Genomic DNA, 15,358 nt, shown 5'->3' with positions numbered 1-15,358 from the left:
CGCCACCGATGTCCGATTTTCGACACGACCCGCGCGGTGCATGGCGCGCTGCCCTGGCCTGCATGGTCACGCTGGCGGTGGTGATGGGCCTCGGCCGGTTTGCCTTCACGCCCATGCTTCCGATCATGCTGCACGAGGGCAAGATCGATCTGCAGGGCGGCGGTCTGCTGGCTTCGTTGAACTACCTGGGCTACTTCCTGGGCGCGGTTTCTTGCGCGGCGATCCACATGCGGCCGGTCGCGATGGTGCGGGGCGGGCTCGTTGCAACGGCGGCGCTGCTGGCCGGCATGGGCCTCATGGACGGCTTCACCATCTGGGGTGTCCTGCGCACGGCCGCCGGGGTGATGAGCGCCTGGACCTTCGTGTTCGCGTCCGGCTGGGGCCTGCGCCGACTCGCGGAGACCAGTTCGCCCAAGCTCGGTGGGGTGATCTACACCGGGCCGGGCATCGGCATCGCCGTCACGGGACTGCTGGGTGGCTCGATTGGCCGGTGGGGCTCCGACGCGTCGTGGATCGTCTTCGGCGTCATGGCGCTGGTGCTGACGGCCGTGATCTGGCGGGTCTTCGATGACGGAAACCACCACCACGCAGCCACGGCATCGGGGCCGGGCGCCTCGCCCGCGGCAGTTGCGGCGCCCGTTTCGGCGGCGGACCGCAGCGACGCCCGCTGGCTTGTCGGCCTGTACGGGCTGGCAGGCTTCGGCTACATCATCACGGCGACCTTCCTCCCGGTGATCGCGCGGCAGGCCTTCCCGGGTTCCGCATTGGCGGATCTTTTCTGGCCGCTTTTCGGATTGGCCGTGATCCCGGGCGCCCTGATCGGCGCCCGCGCGCCTTCCCATTGGGACAACCGGCTGCTGCTGGCGGCCGGCTACACCATGCAGGCAGTGGGCGTGGTGCTGTCGGTCGCGTGGCCGACCACGGCAGGATTTGCGCTGGGCAGCCTGCTTCTGGGCTTGCCGTTCACCGCCATCACGCTTTTTGCCGTGCGCGACGCCCGGCGCCTGCGCGGCAATGCCGCGGCCGGCTTGATCGGTTACGCGACAGCGTCATATGGCGTGGGTCAAATTGTCGGGCCGCTGTTTGCCGCACCATTGGCGCAACGCACCGGCTCTTTTTCGGTGCCACTGCTGGTCGCCGCTGGTGCATTGGCCTTCGGCGCAGCCTTGTTTGCCCTTGTTTGGTGGCGCAGTGCGAGCCGTGCGCATCAGGAAAAACACGGATCAGCCAGTTGAAGGCAAGGCGGAAATACCACTATTTTTGTGCAACTGGCATATAATTGAAAACTCACGACCAAACGGGCGGGTACTCACCGCCCGTTTTTTATTGGTCGATTCATTTACCGGTGGCGTCACGCGCAGGCGGCATCGGAGCGACACCAGGAATTATCGAAACACGTGGCATTGCAGCAGACAGTGGAACAAACCGTGGCCGGGCTCGGCTATGACCTGATCGAGATCGAACGCTCGGCAGGGGGATTGCTGCGCGTCACGATTGATTTGCCCTGGGCTGGCCCCACATCAGAAGAAGCGGCGCCGGGCGTTCCCGAACCGCTCCTGACGGTGGAAGATTGCGAAAAGGTCACGCGCCAGCTTCAGTTCACGCTGGAAGTGGATGGCGTCGATTACAAGCGGCTCGAGGTGTCCTCGCCCGGTATCGACCGTCCGTTGCGTGGCGAAAAGGATTTCGAGCGTTTTGCCGGTGAAATCATCGACATCACGCTCAAGGCGCCCATTGGCGCGGTGGGCAAGGATGCGGCGGCATCCGGTGGTACGGCAGTGGCCGCCAGCCGCAAGAAGTTTCGCGGCACGCTGGAGCGGGCCGAAGGCGGCGGATGGCAAATCGTCTGGAGCGACGCGCCTGCTGCCAAGCCAGGACAAAAAATAAGCAGGAAGCGCGCGGCTGCACCGTTGCAGGCGCTGGGCTTCACGCTGGACGAGCTGCGCGAAGCGCGGCTCGCGCCCATTGTGGATTTCAAGGGCCGCAGGGCCAAAACCCGTGAGGGTTCGTTTGACATTTCCGGCGCGGACGCGTCGGACTGACCGAGGAGAGTGGTGGCATGAATCGCGAAATGTTGATGTTGGTGGATGCGATCTCGCGCGAGAAGAACGTCGAGCGCGACGTTGTTTTCGGCGCGGTCGAATCCGCGCTGGCGCAGGCCACCAAAAAGCTCTATCAGGGCGAAGTGGACATCCGCGTGGCAGTCGATCGCGACAGCGGTGAATACGAGACCTTCCGTCGTTGGCACGTCGTTCCCGACGAGGCCGGCCTGCAGCTGCCCGACCAGGAAATCCTGCTGTTCGAAGCCAAGGAAGAAATGCCCGAAATCGAGGTCGACGAATACATCGAGGAATCGGTGGACTCGGTGCCGATCGGCCGCATCGGCGCCATGGCGGCCAAGCAGGTCATCCTGCAAAAGATCCGTGACGCGGAACGCGAAATGCTGCTCAACGACTTCATGTCGCGCGGCGAGAAGATCTTCACCGGCACCGTCAAGCGCCTGGACAAGGGCGACATCATTGTCGAAGCCGGCCGCGTCGAAGGGCGCCTGCGCCGCAGCGAAATGATCGCCAAGGAAAACCTGCGCAACGGCGACCGCGTGCGGGCCATGATCATGGAAGTCGACCTCACCTTGCGTGGTGCGCCGATCATCCTGTCGCGCTCGGCCCCTGAATTCATGATCGAGCTCTTCCGCAACGAAGTGCCCGAAATCGAGCAAGGCTTGCTTGAAATCAAGAGCTGCGCCCGTGACCCGGGTTCGCGCGCCAAGATCGCCGTGCTCTCGCACGACAAGCGTGTCGACCCGATCGGCACCTGCGTCGGCGTGCGCGGCACGCGTGTCAACGCCGTCACCAACGAACTGGCCGGCGAACGCGTCGACATCGTGTTGTGGAGCGAAGACCCGGCGCAATTCGTGATCGGCGCCCTGGCGCCGGCCAACGTGTCGTCCATCGTCGTCGACGAGGAAAAGCACGCCATGGACGTGGTGGTCGACGAGGAAAACCTCGCCATCGCCATCGGCCGCGGCGGCCAGAACGTGCGCCTGGCTTCCGACCTGACGGGTTGGAAGATCAACATCATGGACGCCAACGAATCCGCGCAGAAGCAGGCACTCGAAACCGATTCGAGCCGCAAGCTGTTCATGGAAAAGCTCGATGTCGACGAGGAAATCGCCGACATCCTGATTTCCGAAGGCTTCACCAGCCTCGAGGAAGTGGCCTATGTGCCCATCTCCGAGCTGCTGGAAATCGAAAGCTTCGACGAAGAAACCATCAACGAGCTGCGCTCACGCGCCAAGGATGCGTTGCTGACCATGGAGATCGCCAAGGAAGAAGACGTTGAAAGCGTCTCCCAGGACTTGCGCGACCTTGAGGGCCTCAACCCCGAACTTATCGCCAAGCTGGCCGAAGCCGGAGTTCACTCCCGCGACGACCTGGCCGACCTCGCGGTCGACGAACTCACCGAGATCACCGGCCAAAGCGCCGATGACGCCAAAGCCCTCATCTTGAAAGCCCGCGAACATTGGTTCGCCGGCCAAGAGTGACGGTCATGGAGGCACGAACCACATATGTCCAGCACCACCGTTGCCGAGTTCGCGAACGAACTCAAGAAGACTCCCGAAATCCTGCTTGACCAGCTCAAGAGCGCAGGTGTGGCCAAAGCCACGCCGAGCGATGCACTGACCGAGGCCGACAAGCAGCGCTTGCTCGGCTTCCTCAAGGCCAGCCACGGAACCGTCGACTCCGAACGAAAGAAGATCACCCTGGTCAAGAAATCGACCAGCGAGATCAAGCAGGCAGACGCCACCGGGCGCGCTCGCACCATCCAGGTGGAAGTGCGCAAGAAGCGCACCTTCATCCAGCGTGACGAGCCTCATGCGCACGTGACGCCCGTCGAAGCCGCTGCTCCCGCAGCCGCTGCGCCGGCAGCCCCGCGCGTGGACGAGGCCGAACTGGCCCGTCGCGAGGAAGACGCGCGCCGCCAAGCCGAACTGATCCGCCGCCAAGAAGAAGAACTGGTGGAAAAGCGCCGTGTGCGCGAAGAAGCCGAAGCACGCGAACGCGAGCAGGCTGAACGCGCAGAGAAGGCCGAGAAGGCCGAGAAGGCTGCGCAAGCCGAACAGGCTGCCCAGGCCGAAGCCGCACGCAAGCAGGCTGCTGAGGCGGCCGCGGCTGCCGCGGCGAAAACCCCCGCAGCGCCCGCACCAGCGCCGACGAAGGCCGCAGTGGCTGCCGCCGACAAGGCCGCTGCCGCTGCTGCAACCGCTGCCGCTGCTGCGGACAAGGTCGCTTCCGACAAGGCTGCTGCCGAAGCCGTCGCCGCCCAGGCCAAGGAAGACGCCAAGGCCAAGGCCGCTGCTGAATCGAAGGCCCGTGCCGACGAGGAAGCCGCCCGCGCCAAGGACCTGGACGAGCGTCGCCGCAAGGCCCTGGCCGAAGCCGAAGCCATCCGCGCCATGATGAACGCGCCAGCGCGCGTGCTCGTGCCGCACAAGGCGCCCGAAAAGGAAGTGCCGAAGCCGGCCGTCAAGGGCACGCTGCACAAGCCGGCCGCTCCGGCGGCACGTCCGGGTGCGCCTGCCGCAGCCGGCGCCGCCACCGCGGCACCGGGCAGCAAGGACGTCAAGTCCGCCAAGCTCTCCTCGAGCTGGGCTGGCGATCCTGCCAAGAAGAAGGAAATCAAGACCCGTGGCGATGCCAGCGGCGGTGTCGGTCGTGGCAACTGGCGCGGTGGTCCGCGCGGTCGTCGCGGCAATGACCGCGGAGGCCAGGAAGAACACATCCAGGCCGCACCGGTCGAGGCGCGCATCCTGGAAGTGCACGTGCCGGAAACCATCACGGTCTCCGAACTCGCGCACAAGATGTCCGTCAAGGCCGGCGAAGTCATCAAGCAATTGATGAAGCTGGGCCAGATGGCGACCATCAACCAGTCGCTGGACCAGGACACCGCGATGATCATCGTGGAAGAAATGGGCCACAACGCGGTGGTTGCCGCGCTGGATGATCCGGAAGCCTTCACCGACGAGGACGTGTCGGCGCAAACGGCAGAACTGCTGCCGCGCGCACCGGTCGTCACGGTCATGGGCCACGTCGACCACGGCAAGACCTCGCTGCTGGACTACATCCGCCGCGCTAAGGTCGCTGCGGGCGAAGCGGGCGGCATCACGCAGCACATCGGTGCGTACCACGTCGAAACCGAGCGCGGCATGGTGTCCTTCCTGGACACCCCGGGTCACGAGGCGTTCACCGCCATGCGTGCCCGTGGCGCGCAGGCCACCGACATCGTCATCCTGGTGGTGGCGGCCGACGACGGCGTCATGCCGCAGACCAAGGAAGCCATCAAGCACGCGAAGGCGGCGGGTGTGCCGATCGTGGTCGCGATCAACAAGATCGACAAGCCCGATGCAAGCCCGGACCGCGTCAAGCAGGAACTGGTGGCAGAAGAGGTTGTGCCTGAAGAATACGGCGGCGACGTGCCTTTCGTGCCCGTGTCGGCCAAGACCGGCCAGGGCGTGGACGACCTGCTCGAACAGGTTTTGCTGCAGGCCGAAATCCTGGAACTCAAGGCGCCTGTGGATGCGGCCGCCAAGGGCCTGGTGGTCGAAGCTCAACTGGACAAGGGCCGCGGCCCGGTCGCCACCGTGCTGGTTCAGTCCGGCACGCTCAAGACCGGCGACGTGGTGCTGGCAGGTTCGACCTATGGCCGCGTGCGCGCCATGCTCGACGAAGACGGCAAGCCGATCAAGACCGCGGGTCCGTCGATCCCGGTGGAAATCCAGGGCCTCACCGAAGTGCCGCAAGCCGGCGACGAGTTCATGGTGATGAGCGACGAGCGCCGTGCGCGCGAGATCGCGACCTACCGCGCTGGCAAGTTCCGCAACACCAAGCTGGCCAAGGCCCAGGCCGCGAACCTGCAGAACATGTTCACCGACCTGTCGGCGGGCGAAGTGCAGACGCTGCGCATCATCATCAAGGCCGACGTTCAGGGCTCGCAGGAAGCACTGGCGCAGTCGCTGCTCAAGCTGGCGACCGAAGAAGTCAAGGTGCAGATCGTGTACGCCGGCGTTGGCGGCATCAGCGAAAGCGACATCAACCTCGCAATCGCCTCTAAGGCGGTCGTCATCGGCTTCAACGTGCGTGCCGATGCCGGTGCGCGCAAGCTGGCCGAAGGCAACGGCGTGCAACTGAACTACTACAGCATCATTTACGACGCTGTGGACGAGGTGAAGGTTGCGATGTCGGGCATGCTGGCACCGGAGCGCCGCGAAGAGATCATCGGCTCGGCCGAAATCCGCACGGTGTTCGTGGCTTCGAAGATCGGCACGGTTGCCGGTTCGTACGTCACGTCCGGCCACGTCACCCGCAGCTCGCATTTCCGCCTGCTGCGCGACAACGTGGTGGTCTACACCGGCGAAGTCGACTCGCTCAAGCGCCTCAAGGACGACGTGCGCGAAGTGCGCGAAGGCTTCGAGTGCGGTATCAAGCTCAAGAACTACAACGACATCAAAGAGGGCGATCAGCTGGAGTTCTTCGAAATCAAGGAAATCGCCCGGACGCTGTAAGCGCCGATCGAAAGCCTGGACACGATGCCCAAAAGAAAAGCCGCTACTCCCAACCGCGCGTTCAAGGTTGCCGATCAGATCCAGCGCGATCTGACGGAGCTGATCGCGCGCGAGTTGAAGGACCCGCGCGTGGGCATGGTGACCATCCAGGCCGTCGAGGTCACGCCCGACTATGCGCATGCGAAGGTCTTCTTCAGCCTGCTCGTGGGCGACCCTGAAGAGACCACGCTCGCGCTGAACCAGGCGGCGGGTTTCCTTCGCAACGGCCTCTTCAAGCGCCTGCACATCCACACCGTGCCGACGCTCCATTTCCAGTTCGACCGCACCACCGAGCGTGCGGCGGACATGAACAAGCTCATTGCGCAAGCTGTCGCCTCGCGTTCGAAAGACGACTAGCCATGAACGCGCCACGCACAAGGGTGCAGCGGCGCCCTGTGCATGGGGTGTTGCTGCTTGATAAACCACTCGGCCTCTCGAGCAACCAGGCGTTGCAAAAGGCCAAGTGGTTGCTGCGCGCCGAAAAGGCCGGGCACACTGGCACGCTCGATCCACTGGCGACGGGCGTGTTGCCGCTGTGCTTTGGCGCGGCCACCAAATTCAGCCAGTTGCATCTGGACGCCGACAAGACTTATGTCGCCACCGCGCGCCTGGGCATTCGCACCACGACCGCTGACGCTGAAGGTGACGTGATCGCCGAGCGCGAGGTGAACGTGTCGGCTGCCGATCTCGAGCGCGTGGCCAGGCAGTTCACCGGGCCGATCCGCCAGGTGCCGCCGATGCACAGCGCCCTCAAGAAGGACGGCAAGGCGCTCTACGAATATGCCCGCGACGGCATCGAGGTCGAACGTGCACCGCGCGACGTCGTGGTCTACAAGCTCGATATCGAAGCCGAACCCGACTTCGAAACGTCCAAGACCATCCGCATTGCCGCCAAAGTGAGCAAGGGCACCTACATCCGCACGCTCGGCGAAGACATCGGCGAGGCCTTGGGATGCGGTGCGCACCTGAGCAGCCTGCGTCGTACTGTCACCGGTTCATTCGACGAGTCGCAATGCATCACGCTTGAATCGCTTGAGGCGATGAGCGAGGATGAGCGGCTCGCGCAACTGATGCCTGCCGAGGCGCTCGTTGCCGATCACACGCGCGTCACGCTGGGTGGGGAAGATGCGGGGCGTTTTCTTTCTGGCCTGCGTCGGCGTGGCAAGTGGGCGGATGCGGACGCTGTGGCTGTGTTTGGGCCGGGCTTGCCCTCACCCCAACCCTCTCCCGCGAGCGGGAGAGGGGGCAAGAGCGGCGAGGAAGGGGGCGGTTCACTCCCTCTCCCCCTTGCGGGAGAGGGCGAGGGTGAGGGCGGTATTTCCTTCCTCGGCACCGCCCACGTCACCGCCGGCGAACTGATCCCGGGGCGCTTGCTGAACCCCATCGAAATCCAGCAAATCATCTTGAACGCAACTCTTTGCGAGACGACACCATGAGTACCCATCAAATCCGCAACATCGCCATCATTGCCCACGTTGACCATGGCAAGACCACAATGGTCGACCAACTGCTGCGCCAGTCGGGCACCTTCGCCGAGCACGAGAAAGTGGTCGACACCGTGATGGACAACAACGCGATCGAAAAAGAACGCGGCATCACCATCCTCGCCAAGAACTGCGCCGTGACCTGGCAAGGCACGCACATCAACATCGTCGACACCCCCGGCCACGCGGACTTCGGTGGTGAAGTGGAGCGCGCGCTGTCGATGGTCGACGGCGTGGTGCTGCTCATCGACGCGCAGGAAGGCCCGATGCCGCAGACGCGCTTCGTGACCAAGAAGGCGCTGGCCCTGGGCCTCAAGCCCATCCTCGTGGTGAACAAGGTCGACAAGCCCGGCGCGAACCCCGACAAGGTCGTGAACGCTGCGTTCGACCTGTTCGACAAGCTCGGCGCGACCGACGAACAGCTGGACTTCCCGGTGGTCTATGCCTCGGGCATCAACGGCTGGTCGTCGCTGGAAGAGGGCGCTCCTGGCGAGCAGTGGGGCCCCGACATGTCGGCCCTGTTCGACACCATCCTGAAGCACGTTCCCTCGCAAAAGGGTGACCCGGACGCGCCGCTGCAACTGCAGATCTCGGCACTCGATTTCTCGACCTTCGTCGGCCGCATCGGCGTGGGCCGCATCAGCCAGGGCACGCTCAAGCCCATGATGGACGTCGTCGTCATGGAAGGTCCGGACGGCAAGTCGGTGAAGGGCCGCGTCAACCAGGTGCTCACGTTCCAGGGTCTGGAGCGCGTGCAAGCCACGGAAGCCGGCCCCGGCGAAATCGTGCTGATCAACGGTATTGCCGACATCGGCATTGGCGTCACGGTCACTGATCCGACGAACCCGGCACCGCTGCCGATGCTCAAGGTCGATGAGCCGACGCTGACGATGAACTTCTGTGTGAACACCAGCCCGCTGGCCGGCCGCGAAGGCAAGTTCGTCACCAGCCGCCAGATCTGGGACCGCCTGCAAAAGGAACTGCAGCACAACGTCGCGCTGCGCGTGAAGGAAACCGACGAAGAAGGCATCTTCGAAGTCATGGGTCGCGGTGAACTGCACTTGACGATCCTGCTGGAAAACATGCGCCGCGAAGGCTATGAACTGGCCGTGTCCAAGCCGCGCGTGGTGTTCCGCACCGTCGACGGCGAAAAGCACGAGCCGATCGAACTCGTGACCGCCGACATCGAAGACGCCCACCAGGGCGGCGTGATGCAGGCGCTGGGCGAGCGCAAGGGCGAACTGGTCAACATGGAACCGGACGGCCGTGGCCGCGTGCGCCTGGAATACCGCATCCCGGCGCGTGGCCTGATCGGCTTCACCAACGAATTCCTGAACCTGACGCGTGGCTCGGGCCTCATCAGCAACATCTTCGACAGCTACGAGCCGCACAAGGGCGAAATCGGCAGCCGCAAGAACGGCGTGCTGATCTCGATGGACGACGGTGAAATTTTCACCTACGCCTTGGGTAAGCTGGACGACCGCGGCCGCATGTTCGTGCGCGCCAACGACCCGGTGTACGAAGGCATGATCGTCGGCATCCACAGCCGCGACAACGACCTGGTCGTGAACGCCACGCGTACCAAGCAGCTCACCAACTTCCGTGTGTCCGGCAAGGAAGACGCGATCAAGATCACGCCGCCGATCGAACTCACGCTCGAATACGGCGTGGAGTTCATCGAGGACGACGAATTGGTCGAGATCACGCCCAAGAGCGTGCGCCTGCGCAAGCGCTACCTCAAGGAACACGAGCGCAAGCGCGCGAGCCGCGAAACCGTCTCGGCCTGAGTCGGTTCCGGGGTGCAGGCGATATGAAGCTCGCCCACGGCAAGGCCGTGTGGCTGATGGTCGGCGTGACCCTGATGTGGGCCACCGCCGGCGTCGTCACCCGGCATCTGGAGCAGGCGCGCAGCTTTGAAGTGACCTTCTGGCGCAGCCTGTTCAATGCGCTCTCGCTGGTCGTGATCCTGTCCCTGTGGCAGGGGCGCGACGTGTTCCGCAAGATCCGCGAAGGCGGACGCGAACTGTGGATTTCCGCCCTGTGCTGGGCCGTGATGTACACGGCCTTCATGGTGGCGCTGACGCTCACCTCCACTGCGAACGTGCTGGTGACGATGTCGCTCGGTCCTTTGTTCACCGCGCTGATGGCGCGCATCTTCATCGGGCACCGTCTTCCGCCGCGAACGTGGTGGGCGATCGTGGTGGCCGGCGCTGGCGTCGCCTGGATGTACGGCAGCGAGTTGGGTGAAGGGCAATTGGTCGGCACGCTGGTGGCGCTGTGCGTGCCGCTGGCGGGCGCGAGCAACTGGACCGTCGTCCAGCACGCGCATGCCAAGGGCCACGACGTCGATCTGGTTCCCGCCGTGCTGATTGGCGCCATGCTGTCCGCCGCGATGACGTTGCCCCTGGCGTGGCCCATGCAGGCCAACGCGCATGACGTGAGCTTGCTGGCATTCCTGGGCCTGTTCCAGCTCGCGATTCCCTGCGTGCTCGCCGTGATGTGCGCCCGGGTGCTCAAGGCGCCGGAAGTGTCGCTCCTCGCGCTGCTCGAAGTGATCTTCGGCATTGCCCTTGCGTGGGTGGGCGCCAACGAAGTCCCGGCGCCCACGGTGCTGACGGGCGGCATGCTGGTCATCGGCGCACTGGTGGCCAATGAGTGGCTTGGATGGCGCGCACGCGTGGCGGCCATCGCCTAGCAAGACTCCGGACAGGTGCCCGCCGGGGCTTGTCACGCAGCAGTCTGCGTTTCCTGTGGCGCAATCGCGGCTTGTACTGACAAGCTCGTGCGCCGCGCTGGGTTCAACTCACGATTACGTGAATCTTTGTCAAGGTTGGAAAGAATGCGAACTTCTGCAGCAGTCCTTGCGCTTGCGGCCATCGCGGCCCCGTTCGGCGCGAGCGCCCAAGTCTCCGTCAACATCAACGTGCCGGGCATCGTCACGGTGGCACCGCCGCCGCCGCGCGTTGAATACGTTCCTGCGCCACAGCCGGGCCGGGTCTGGGTCCCGGGTCGCTGGAACTGGAACGAACGAGCCTACGCCTGGGCGCCGGGCTACTGGCAGCCGGCGCGTGTCGACTACGTCTACGCACCGGGGCGCTGGGTCCGCGCCGATGGCGGCTACCGCTGGGTCGAGGGCGACTGGAAGCGCGGTGGCAAGCACAAGGGCAAGCACGACGACCACGACTACCATCATGATCACCACGGCCATGACGACCACTGGGACGGCGGTCATTGCCCGCCCGGCCAGGCAAAAAAAGGGCGCTGCTGAAGCGCAGCGCCCTGCCGTTCACTGATCGCGAAGATCAGGGACGGGCGATCTTCCAGGCGCCGCCAACGCCGTCGCCGGTGCGGTCACCCGCCTTGGCGTCCTTCGACCAGTAGTACAGCGGCCAGCCGTTGTAGGCCCACTGCTTCTTGCCGTCGTCGCGGATGACGACCGAGTAGGGGCCCATCGGCTTGGCCGCGTCAGGTGCCATCAGCGGAGGCCAGTTGGTAGCGCAAGTGCCATTGCAGCCGGACTTGCCGCTGTTGGCTGCATCGCGATTGAAGGTGTAGAGCGTCATGCCGCTCGGCCCGATGAGCACGCCGTCGACGGTCTTGGTGGGCGCGTCGGGCGCATTCGTCGACATGCTGCCGCAACCAGCCAGAAGGGCCGCGGCGAGGATGGAGGCGCTAAGTAGTTTCATATCGTTTTCTCCTTGGTTGACGATTCGAAGGTGCAGTGTATGCCCGCAGTCCTCGAAGCGGTGTCCGACGAAACCTACCGATGCCGGCTCTTCATTGCACGCTCGACTTCGCGCTTGCCTTCACGGTCCTTGATGGTGTCGCGCTTGTCGTGCTCGGCCTTGCCCTTCGCCAGCGCAATTTCGCACTTCACCTTGCCGGCCTTCCAGTGCAGGTTGAGCGGCACGAGCGTGTAGCCCTTCTGCTCGATCTTGCCGATCAGGCGGCGGATCTGCTCCTTGTGCAACAGCAGCTTCTTTGTGCGCACGGAATCGGGGTTCACATGCGTTGATGCGCTCTTGAGCGGGTTGATCTGGCAGCCCAGCACGAAGAGTTCGCCATTGCGAATGACCACGTAGCCGTCGGTGAGTTGCACCTTGCCTTCGCGCAGGGATTTGACCTCCCAGCCTTCCAGCACCATGCCGGCCTCGAAGCGTTCTTCGAAGAAGTAGTTGTACGCGGCCTTCTTGTTGTCGGCGATGCGGGTGGAGGTGTCGGGTTTTTTTGAGGCCATGATCTTCAATGTGGTGTCTGCATGGCTTCAATACAATCCATCGCGCCTGCCTTCCCATTCTATGAAAACCGTTCACAAGTCCGTTCTTATCTGGTTCAGTGCCCAGGAGATGTACGACCTCGTGATCGATGTGGCCCGTTATCCCGAGTTCCTGCCGTGGTGCGACAAGTCGCGCATCGTCGAGCAGGATGATGCGGGGATGACCGCGGAAGTCGGCCTGGCGTTCGGTGGTTTTCATCAAAGCTTCATGACGCGCAACACGCACGTTCCAGGGCGGGAGGTGCATCTCAAGCTGATTTCCGGCCCGTTCTCCAAGCTGGACGGCACGTGGAAGTTCACGCCCGTCGGCGGGGAGGGCGAGCGTGCATGCCGCGTGGAACTGGACCTGCAATACGGCTTCGACAGCGCGACCTTGCAGGCGCTGGTCGGCCCCGTGTTCGACAAGATCGCATCGACGCTGGTCGAGGCATTCGTCAAGCGTGCCGAGCATGTCTACGCGGAGGGCAAATGATGCGCGTCACCCTCTTGTATTCGCCCGCGCCCCGCGTCGTGTACGAGGAGGAATTGAACGTGCCCGACGCCGCCACCGTTCTTGAAGCCGTGCAAGCGAGTGGTTTGCCGGGCCGCTACCCCGAACTCGACTGGCGTGCTTTGCCGGCCGGCATCTGGGGCAAGGAAGCTCCGTGGGATCGCCCCTTGAAGGACCTGGACCGGATCGAACTGTGCCGCCCCCTGACCGTCGACCCCAAGGTGGCGCGCCGGGAGCGCTTTGCCAAGCAGGGTGCGCGGGGCACCGGCCTGTTCGCCAAGCGCCGCCAGGGCGCCAAAGCCGGCTACTGAGTCAAAAACCTACCGGCAGTCGCTGTCGATGATCCCCTGAAGGCGCTTGAGTTCGGCGGCGCGCCCGGCGTCGTCGATGATCTCGCGCTCCCCCTGGGAATTGATCCGGGCCACACGCAGGCCGCTGTCGAACGTCGCCTTGCCTTGCTGGGCGACCCTGCAGTTCTCGGACTTGGCCTGGGCGAGCTTTTGCGCCTCAGCCGCTTGCTTGGCCTTTTCAGCCTCGGCGGCCTTGCGCGTCTTTTCTTCGAGTTCCTTGTCGACCCCCTTGGGCTTGGGGCTTCCGGCGGCGACAGGGGCCGCTGGAGCCGCCGGCGCACCCTCGGTCGCAGTGGCGGGTGCTGCGGCGTTCTGCATGAAGTTCGTCTTGGGGGGAGGCGTTGCCGGGCGACGCGAGATGCTTCGCTCGGGGACGTCGGGCGGCGGCGCCTTGTCGCTGAAGACCTGCTTGCCGGCCGCATCCGTCCATTGCCATTGGGCGCTCGCCGCCATCGAAAGGCAGCCAACGCACCCCAGAACCAGCCAATGCACGATTTTCATTCGACGAAGTTTAGCGCCGCCTTACGTTTTGCAACGAGTTTGAACGTTGCGAGCCGGCTGCGGCGCGGTGAATCCACAACAGAGCCGATATTGCCTGCCCCGACTTGGGGGTGGCAAGCCCGTTCTCCCGGGTAAGTACTGAGCAATCGTTACAATCCGTCTTTTGGAGCCTCACCCATGCGCCTTCTCGGCAAAGCGCTCACCTTCGACGACGTGTTGCTGGTGCCAGCGTTCTCCCAAGTCCTGCCCAAGGACACCTCTCTCGCCACCCGACTCTCGCGCAACATCACGTTGAACCTTCCGCTCGTTTCGGCGGCGATGGACACCGTGACCGAAGCGCGCCTCGCGATTGCGATGGCCCAGGAGGGCGGCATCGGCATTGTCCACAAGAACCTGACGGCGCAGCAGCAAGCGGCCGAAGTGGCGCGGGTCAAGCGCTACGAGTCCGGCGTGCTGCGCGATCCGGTGGTCATCACCCCCACGCACACCGTCCTGCAGGTGATGCAACTGTCGGACGAGCTGGGCATCTCCGGCTTCCCGGTGGTGGACGGCGGCAAGGTGGTCGGCATCGTGACCGGCCGGGATCTGCGCTTCGAAACGCGCTACGACGTCCCGGTTTCCGAGATCATGACGCCGCGCGAAAAGCTCATCACGGTGCCCGACGGCACCACGCTGCCAGAAGCGAAGGCGCTGCTCAACAAGTACAAGCTCGAGCGCCTGCTGGTCATCAACAAGGAATGGGAGCTCAAGGGCCTCATCACCGTCAAGGACATCACCAAGCAGACCAGCTTTCCCAATGCGGCGCGCGATGCCTCCGGCCGCTTGCGTGTGGGCGCAGCCGTGGGCGTGGGCGAGGGCACGGAAGAGCGCGTCGAGGCGCTGGTGAAGGCCGGCGTGGACGTCATCGTGGTCGACACCGCGCACGGCCACAGCGCCGGCGTGATCGAGCGCGTGCGCTGGGTCAAGAAGAACTATCCGCAGGTCGACGTGATCGGCGGCAACATCGCCACCGGCGACGCGGCCCGAGCACTGGCTGACGCCGGCGCCGATGCGGTGAAGGTCGGCATCGGCCCGGGTTCCATCTGCACGACCCGCATCGTGGCCGGCGTGGGCGTGCCGCAGATCATGGCGGTCGACAACGTTGCAACGGCCCTGCAAGGCACGGGCATTCCGTTGATCGCCGACGGCGGCATCCGCTATTCGGGCGACATCGCCAAGGCCATCGCGGCCGGCGCGAGCACCGTGATGATGGGCGGCATGTTCGCCGGCACCGAAGAGGCGCCGGGCGAGATCGTGCTGTTCCAGGGCCGCAGCTACAAGAGCTACCGCGGCATGGGCTCCATCGGCGCCATGCAGCAGGGCAGCGCCGACCGCTACTTCCAGGAAGCGACCACCGGCAACCCGAACGCCGACAAGCTCGTGCCAGAAGGCATCGAGGGTCGCGTGCCCTACAAGGGTTCGATGGTCTCCATCGTCTACCAGATGGCCGGCGGCCTGCGCGCGAGCATGGGCTACTGCGGCTGCGCCACCATCGAGGACATGAAGAACAAGGCGGAATTCGTGGAGATCACGACGGCTGGCATTCGCGAGAGCCACGTGCACGACGTCCAGATCACCAAGGAAGCGCCCAACTACCGGGCGGAGTGAGGCGGGGGC

General features: G+C 64.5%; 15 protein-coding genes. 12 read left to right on the top strand and 3 right to left on the bottom strand.

Features of this window, described 5'->3' with window-relative positions; translation table 11 throughout:
• The first annotated feature begins 8 nt into the window (after positions 1-8).
• The 9 genes from QTI66_RS03365 to QTI66_RS03325 all read left to right on the top strand — a co-directional run bounded on the left by QTI66_RS03365 (position 9) and on the right by QTI66_RS03325 (position 11,353).
• Positions 9-1,235: a YbfB/YjiJ family MFS transporter gene (locus QTI66_RS03365; RefSeq protein WP_286557493.1), complete on the top strand. Its 1,227-nt coding sequence runs from the start codon at positions 9-11 to the stop codon at positions 1,233-1,235.
• A gap of 162 nt (positions 1,236-1,397) precedes the next feature.
• Positions 1,398-2,042 (top strand): ribosome maturation factor RimP, encoded by a 645-nt coding sequence (gene rimP / locus QTI66_RS03360; RefSeq protein ID WP_286557492.1) that lies wholly within the window; start codon positions 1,398-1,400, stop codon positions 2,040-2,042.
• Between the two features lie 17 nt (positions 2,043-2,059).
• On the top strand, positions 2,060-3,544 hold the full coding sequence (nusA, locus tag QTI66_RS03355) for a transcription termination factor NusA (protein ID WP_286557490.1): 1,485 nt from the start codon (positions 2,060-2,062) through the stop codon (positions 3,542-3,544).
• A 24-nt stretch (positions 3,545-3,568) separates the two neighbouring features.
• Positions 3,569-6,562, top strand: coding sequence for a translation initiation factor IF-2 (gene infB / locus QTI66_RS03350; RefSeq protein ID WP_286557489.1), 2,994 nt, complete (start codon positions 3,569-3,571; stop codon positions 6,560-6,562).
• A 24-nt stretch (positions 6,563-6,586) separates the two neighbouring features.
• Positions 6,587-6,958 (top strand): 30S ribosome-binding factor RbfA, encoded by a 372-nt coding sequence (gene rbfA / locus QTI66_RS03345; protein ID WP_286557488.1) that lies wholly within the window; start codon positions 6,587-6,589, stop codon positions 6,956-6,958.
• 2 nt (positions 6,959-6,960) lie between these two features.
• Positions 6,961-8,037 (top strand): tRNA pseudouridine(55) synthase TruB, encoded by a 1,077-nt coding sequence (gene truB / locus QTI66_RS03340; RefSeq protein ID WP_286557487.1) that lies wholly within the window; start codon positions 6,961-6,963, stop codon positions 8,035-8,037.
• Positions 8,034-9,872 carry a translational GTPase TypA gene (typA, locus tag QTI66_RS03335; RefSeq protein ID WP_286557486.1) on the top strand — a complete coding sequence of 613 codons (1,839 nt, stop codon included), beginning with the start codon at positions 8,034-8,036 and terminating at the stop codon, positions 9,870-9,872. Before truB ends, typA begins: the two co-directional genes overlap by 4 nt.
• Before the next feature lie 23 nt (positions 9,873-9,895).
• Positions 9,896-10,780 (top strand): DMT family transporter, encoded by an 885-nt coding sequence (locus QTI66_RS03330; protein ID WP_286557485.1) that lies wholly within the window; start codon positions 9,896-9,898, stop codon positions 10,778-10,780.
• Positions 10,781-10,924: 144 nt separating this feature from the next.
• On the top strand, positions 10,925-11,353 hold the full coding sequence (locus QTI66_RS03325) for a hypothetical protein (RefSeq protein ID WP_286557484.1): 429 nt from the start codon (positions 10,925-10,927) through the stop codon (positions 11,351-11,353).
• A 34-nt stretch (positions 11,354-11,387) separates the two neighbouring features.
• Here the strand turns inward: QTI66_RS03325 and QTI66_RS03320 are convergent, their stop codons facing one another.
• Together QTI66_RS03320 and smpB are read right to left on the bottom strand one after the other, a co-directional pair.
• Entirely contained in the window at positions 11,388-11,771 is a 384-nt protein-coding gene (locus tag QTI66_RS03320) for a COG4315 family predicted lipoprotein (RefSeq protein WP_286557482.1), read from the bottom strand.
• 74 nt (positions 11,772-11,845) lie between these two features.
• A complete protein-coding gene (gene smpB / locus QTI66_RS03315) occupies positions 11,846-12,322 on the bottom strand; it encodes an SsrA-binding protein SmpB (protein WP_286557481.1) in 477 nt (158 codons plus the stop codon).
• Positions 12,323-12,383: 61 nt separating this feature from the next.
• On the opposite strand from smpB, the gene QTI66_RS03310 reads away from it, so the two are divergent.
• Positions 12,384-12,833, top strand: coding sequence for a type II toxin-antitoxin system RatA family toxin (locus tag QTI66_RS03310; protein ID WP_286557802.1), 450 nt, complete (start codon positions 12,384-12,386; stop codon positions 12,831-12,833).
• Positions 12,830-13,162 carry an RnfH family protein gene (locus QTI66_RS03305; RefSeq protein WP_286557480.1) on the top strand — a complete coding sequence of 111 codons (333 nt, stop codon included), beginning with the start codon at positions 12,830-12,832 and terminating at the stop codon, positions 13,160-13,162. Before QTI66_RS03310 ends, QTI66_RS03305 begins: the two co-directional genes overlap by 4 nt.
• Before the next feature lie 9 nt (positions 13,163-13,171).
• On the opposite strand, the gene QTI66_RS03300 is transcribed toward QTI66_RS03305, so the two are convergent.
• Positions 13,172-13,702 carry a DUF4124 domain-containing protein gene (locus QTI66_RS03300; RefSeq protein WP_286557479.1) on the bottom strand — a complete coding sequence of 177 codons (531 nt, stop codon included), beginning with the start codon at positions 13,700-13,702 and terminating at the stop codon, positions 13,172-13,174.
• 177 nt (positions 13,703-13,879) lie between these two features.
• Here QTI66_RS03300 and guaB point away from each other — a divergent pair, with 177 nt between their 5' ends.
• The gene (gene guaB, locus QTI66_RS03295; protein ID WP_286557478.1) at positions 13,880-15,349 is read left to right on the top strand and encodes an IMP dehydrogenase; all 1,470 of its coding nucleotides are present in this window, start codon (positions 13,880-13,882) and stop codon (positions 15,347-15,349) included.
• Positions 15,350-15,358: the final 9 nt, after the last annotated feature.

Source organism: Variovorax brevis, assembly GCF_030317105.1.
Lineage (GTDB): Bacteria > Pseudomonadota > Gammaproteobacteria > Burkholderiales > Burkholderiaceae_C > Variovorax > Variovorax brevis.
This window is presented reverse-complemented; position numbering and strand designations above follow the sequence as displayed.

Coding starts and splice junctions, on each gene's coding strand:
- infB (WP_286557489.1), top strand. CDS start 3,569: ATGTCCAGCACCACCGTTGCCGAGTTCGCGAACGAACTCAAGAAGACT.
- smpB (WP_286557481.1), bottom strand. CDS start 12,322: ATGGCCTCAAAAAAACCCGACACCTCCACCCGCATCGCCGACAACAAG.
- QTI66_RS03320 (WP_286557482.1), bottom strand. CDS start 11,771: ATGAAACTACTTAGCGCCTCCATCCTCGCCGCGGCCCTTCTGGCTGGT.
- nusA (WP_286557490.1), top strand. CDS start 2,060: ATGAATCGCGAAATGTTGATGTTGGTGGATGCGATCTCGCGCGAGAAG.
- rbfA (WP_286557488.1), top strand. CDS start 6,587: ATGCCCAAAAGAAAAGCCGCTACTCCCAACCGCGCGTTCAAGGTTGCC.
- truB (WP_286557487.1), top strand. CDS start 6,961: ATGAACGCGCCACGCACAAGGGTGCAGCGGCGCCCTGTGCATGGGGTG.
- guaB (WP_286557478.1), top strand. CDS start 13,880: ATGCGCCTTCTCGGCAAAGCGCTCACCTTCGACGACGTGTTGCTGGTG.
- QTI66_RS03365 (WP_286557493.1), top strand. CDS start 9: ATGTCCGATTTTCGACACGACCCGCGCGGTGCATGGCGCGCTGCCCTG.
- QTI66_RS03305 (WP_286557480.1), top strand. CDS start 12,830: ATGATGCGCGTCACCCTCTTGTATTCGCCCGCGCCCCGCGTCGTGTAC.
- QTI66_RS03325 (WP_286557484.1), top strand. CDS start 10,925: ATGCGAACTTCTGCAGCAGTCCTTGCGCTTGCGGCCATCGCGGCCCCG.
- QTI66_RS03310 (WP_286557802.1), top strand. CDS start 12,384: ATGAAAACCGTTCACAAGTCCGTTCTTATCTGGTTCAGTGCCCAGGAG.
- typA (WP_286557486.1), top strand. CDS start 8,034: ATGAGTACCCATCAAATCCGCAACATCGCCATCATTGCCCACGTTGAC.
- QTI66_RS03300 (WP_286557479.1), bottom strand. CDS start 13,702: ATGAAAATCGTGCATTGGCTGGTTCTGGGGTGCGTTGGCTGCCTTTCG.
- QTI66_RS03330 (WP_286557485.1), top strand. CDS start 9,896: ATGAAGCTCGCCCACGGCAAGGCCGTGTGGCTGATGGTCGGCGTGACC.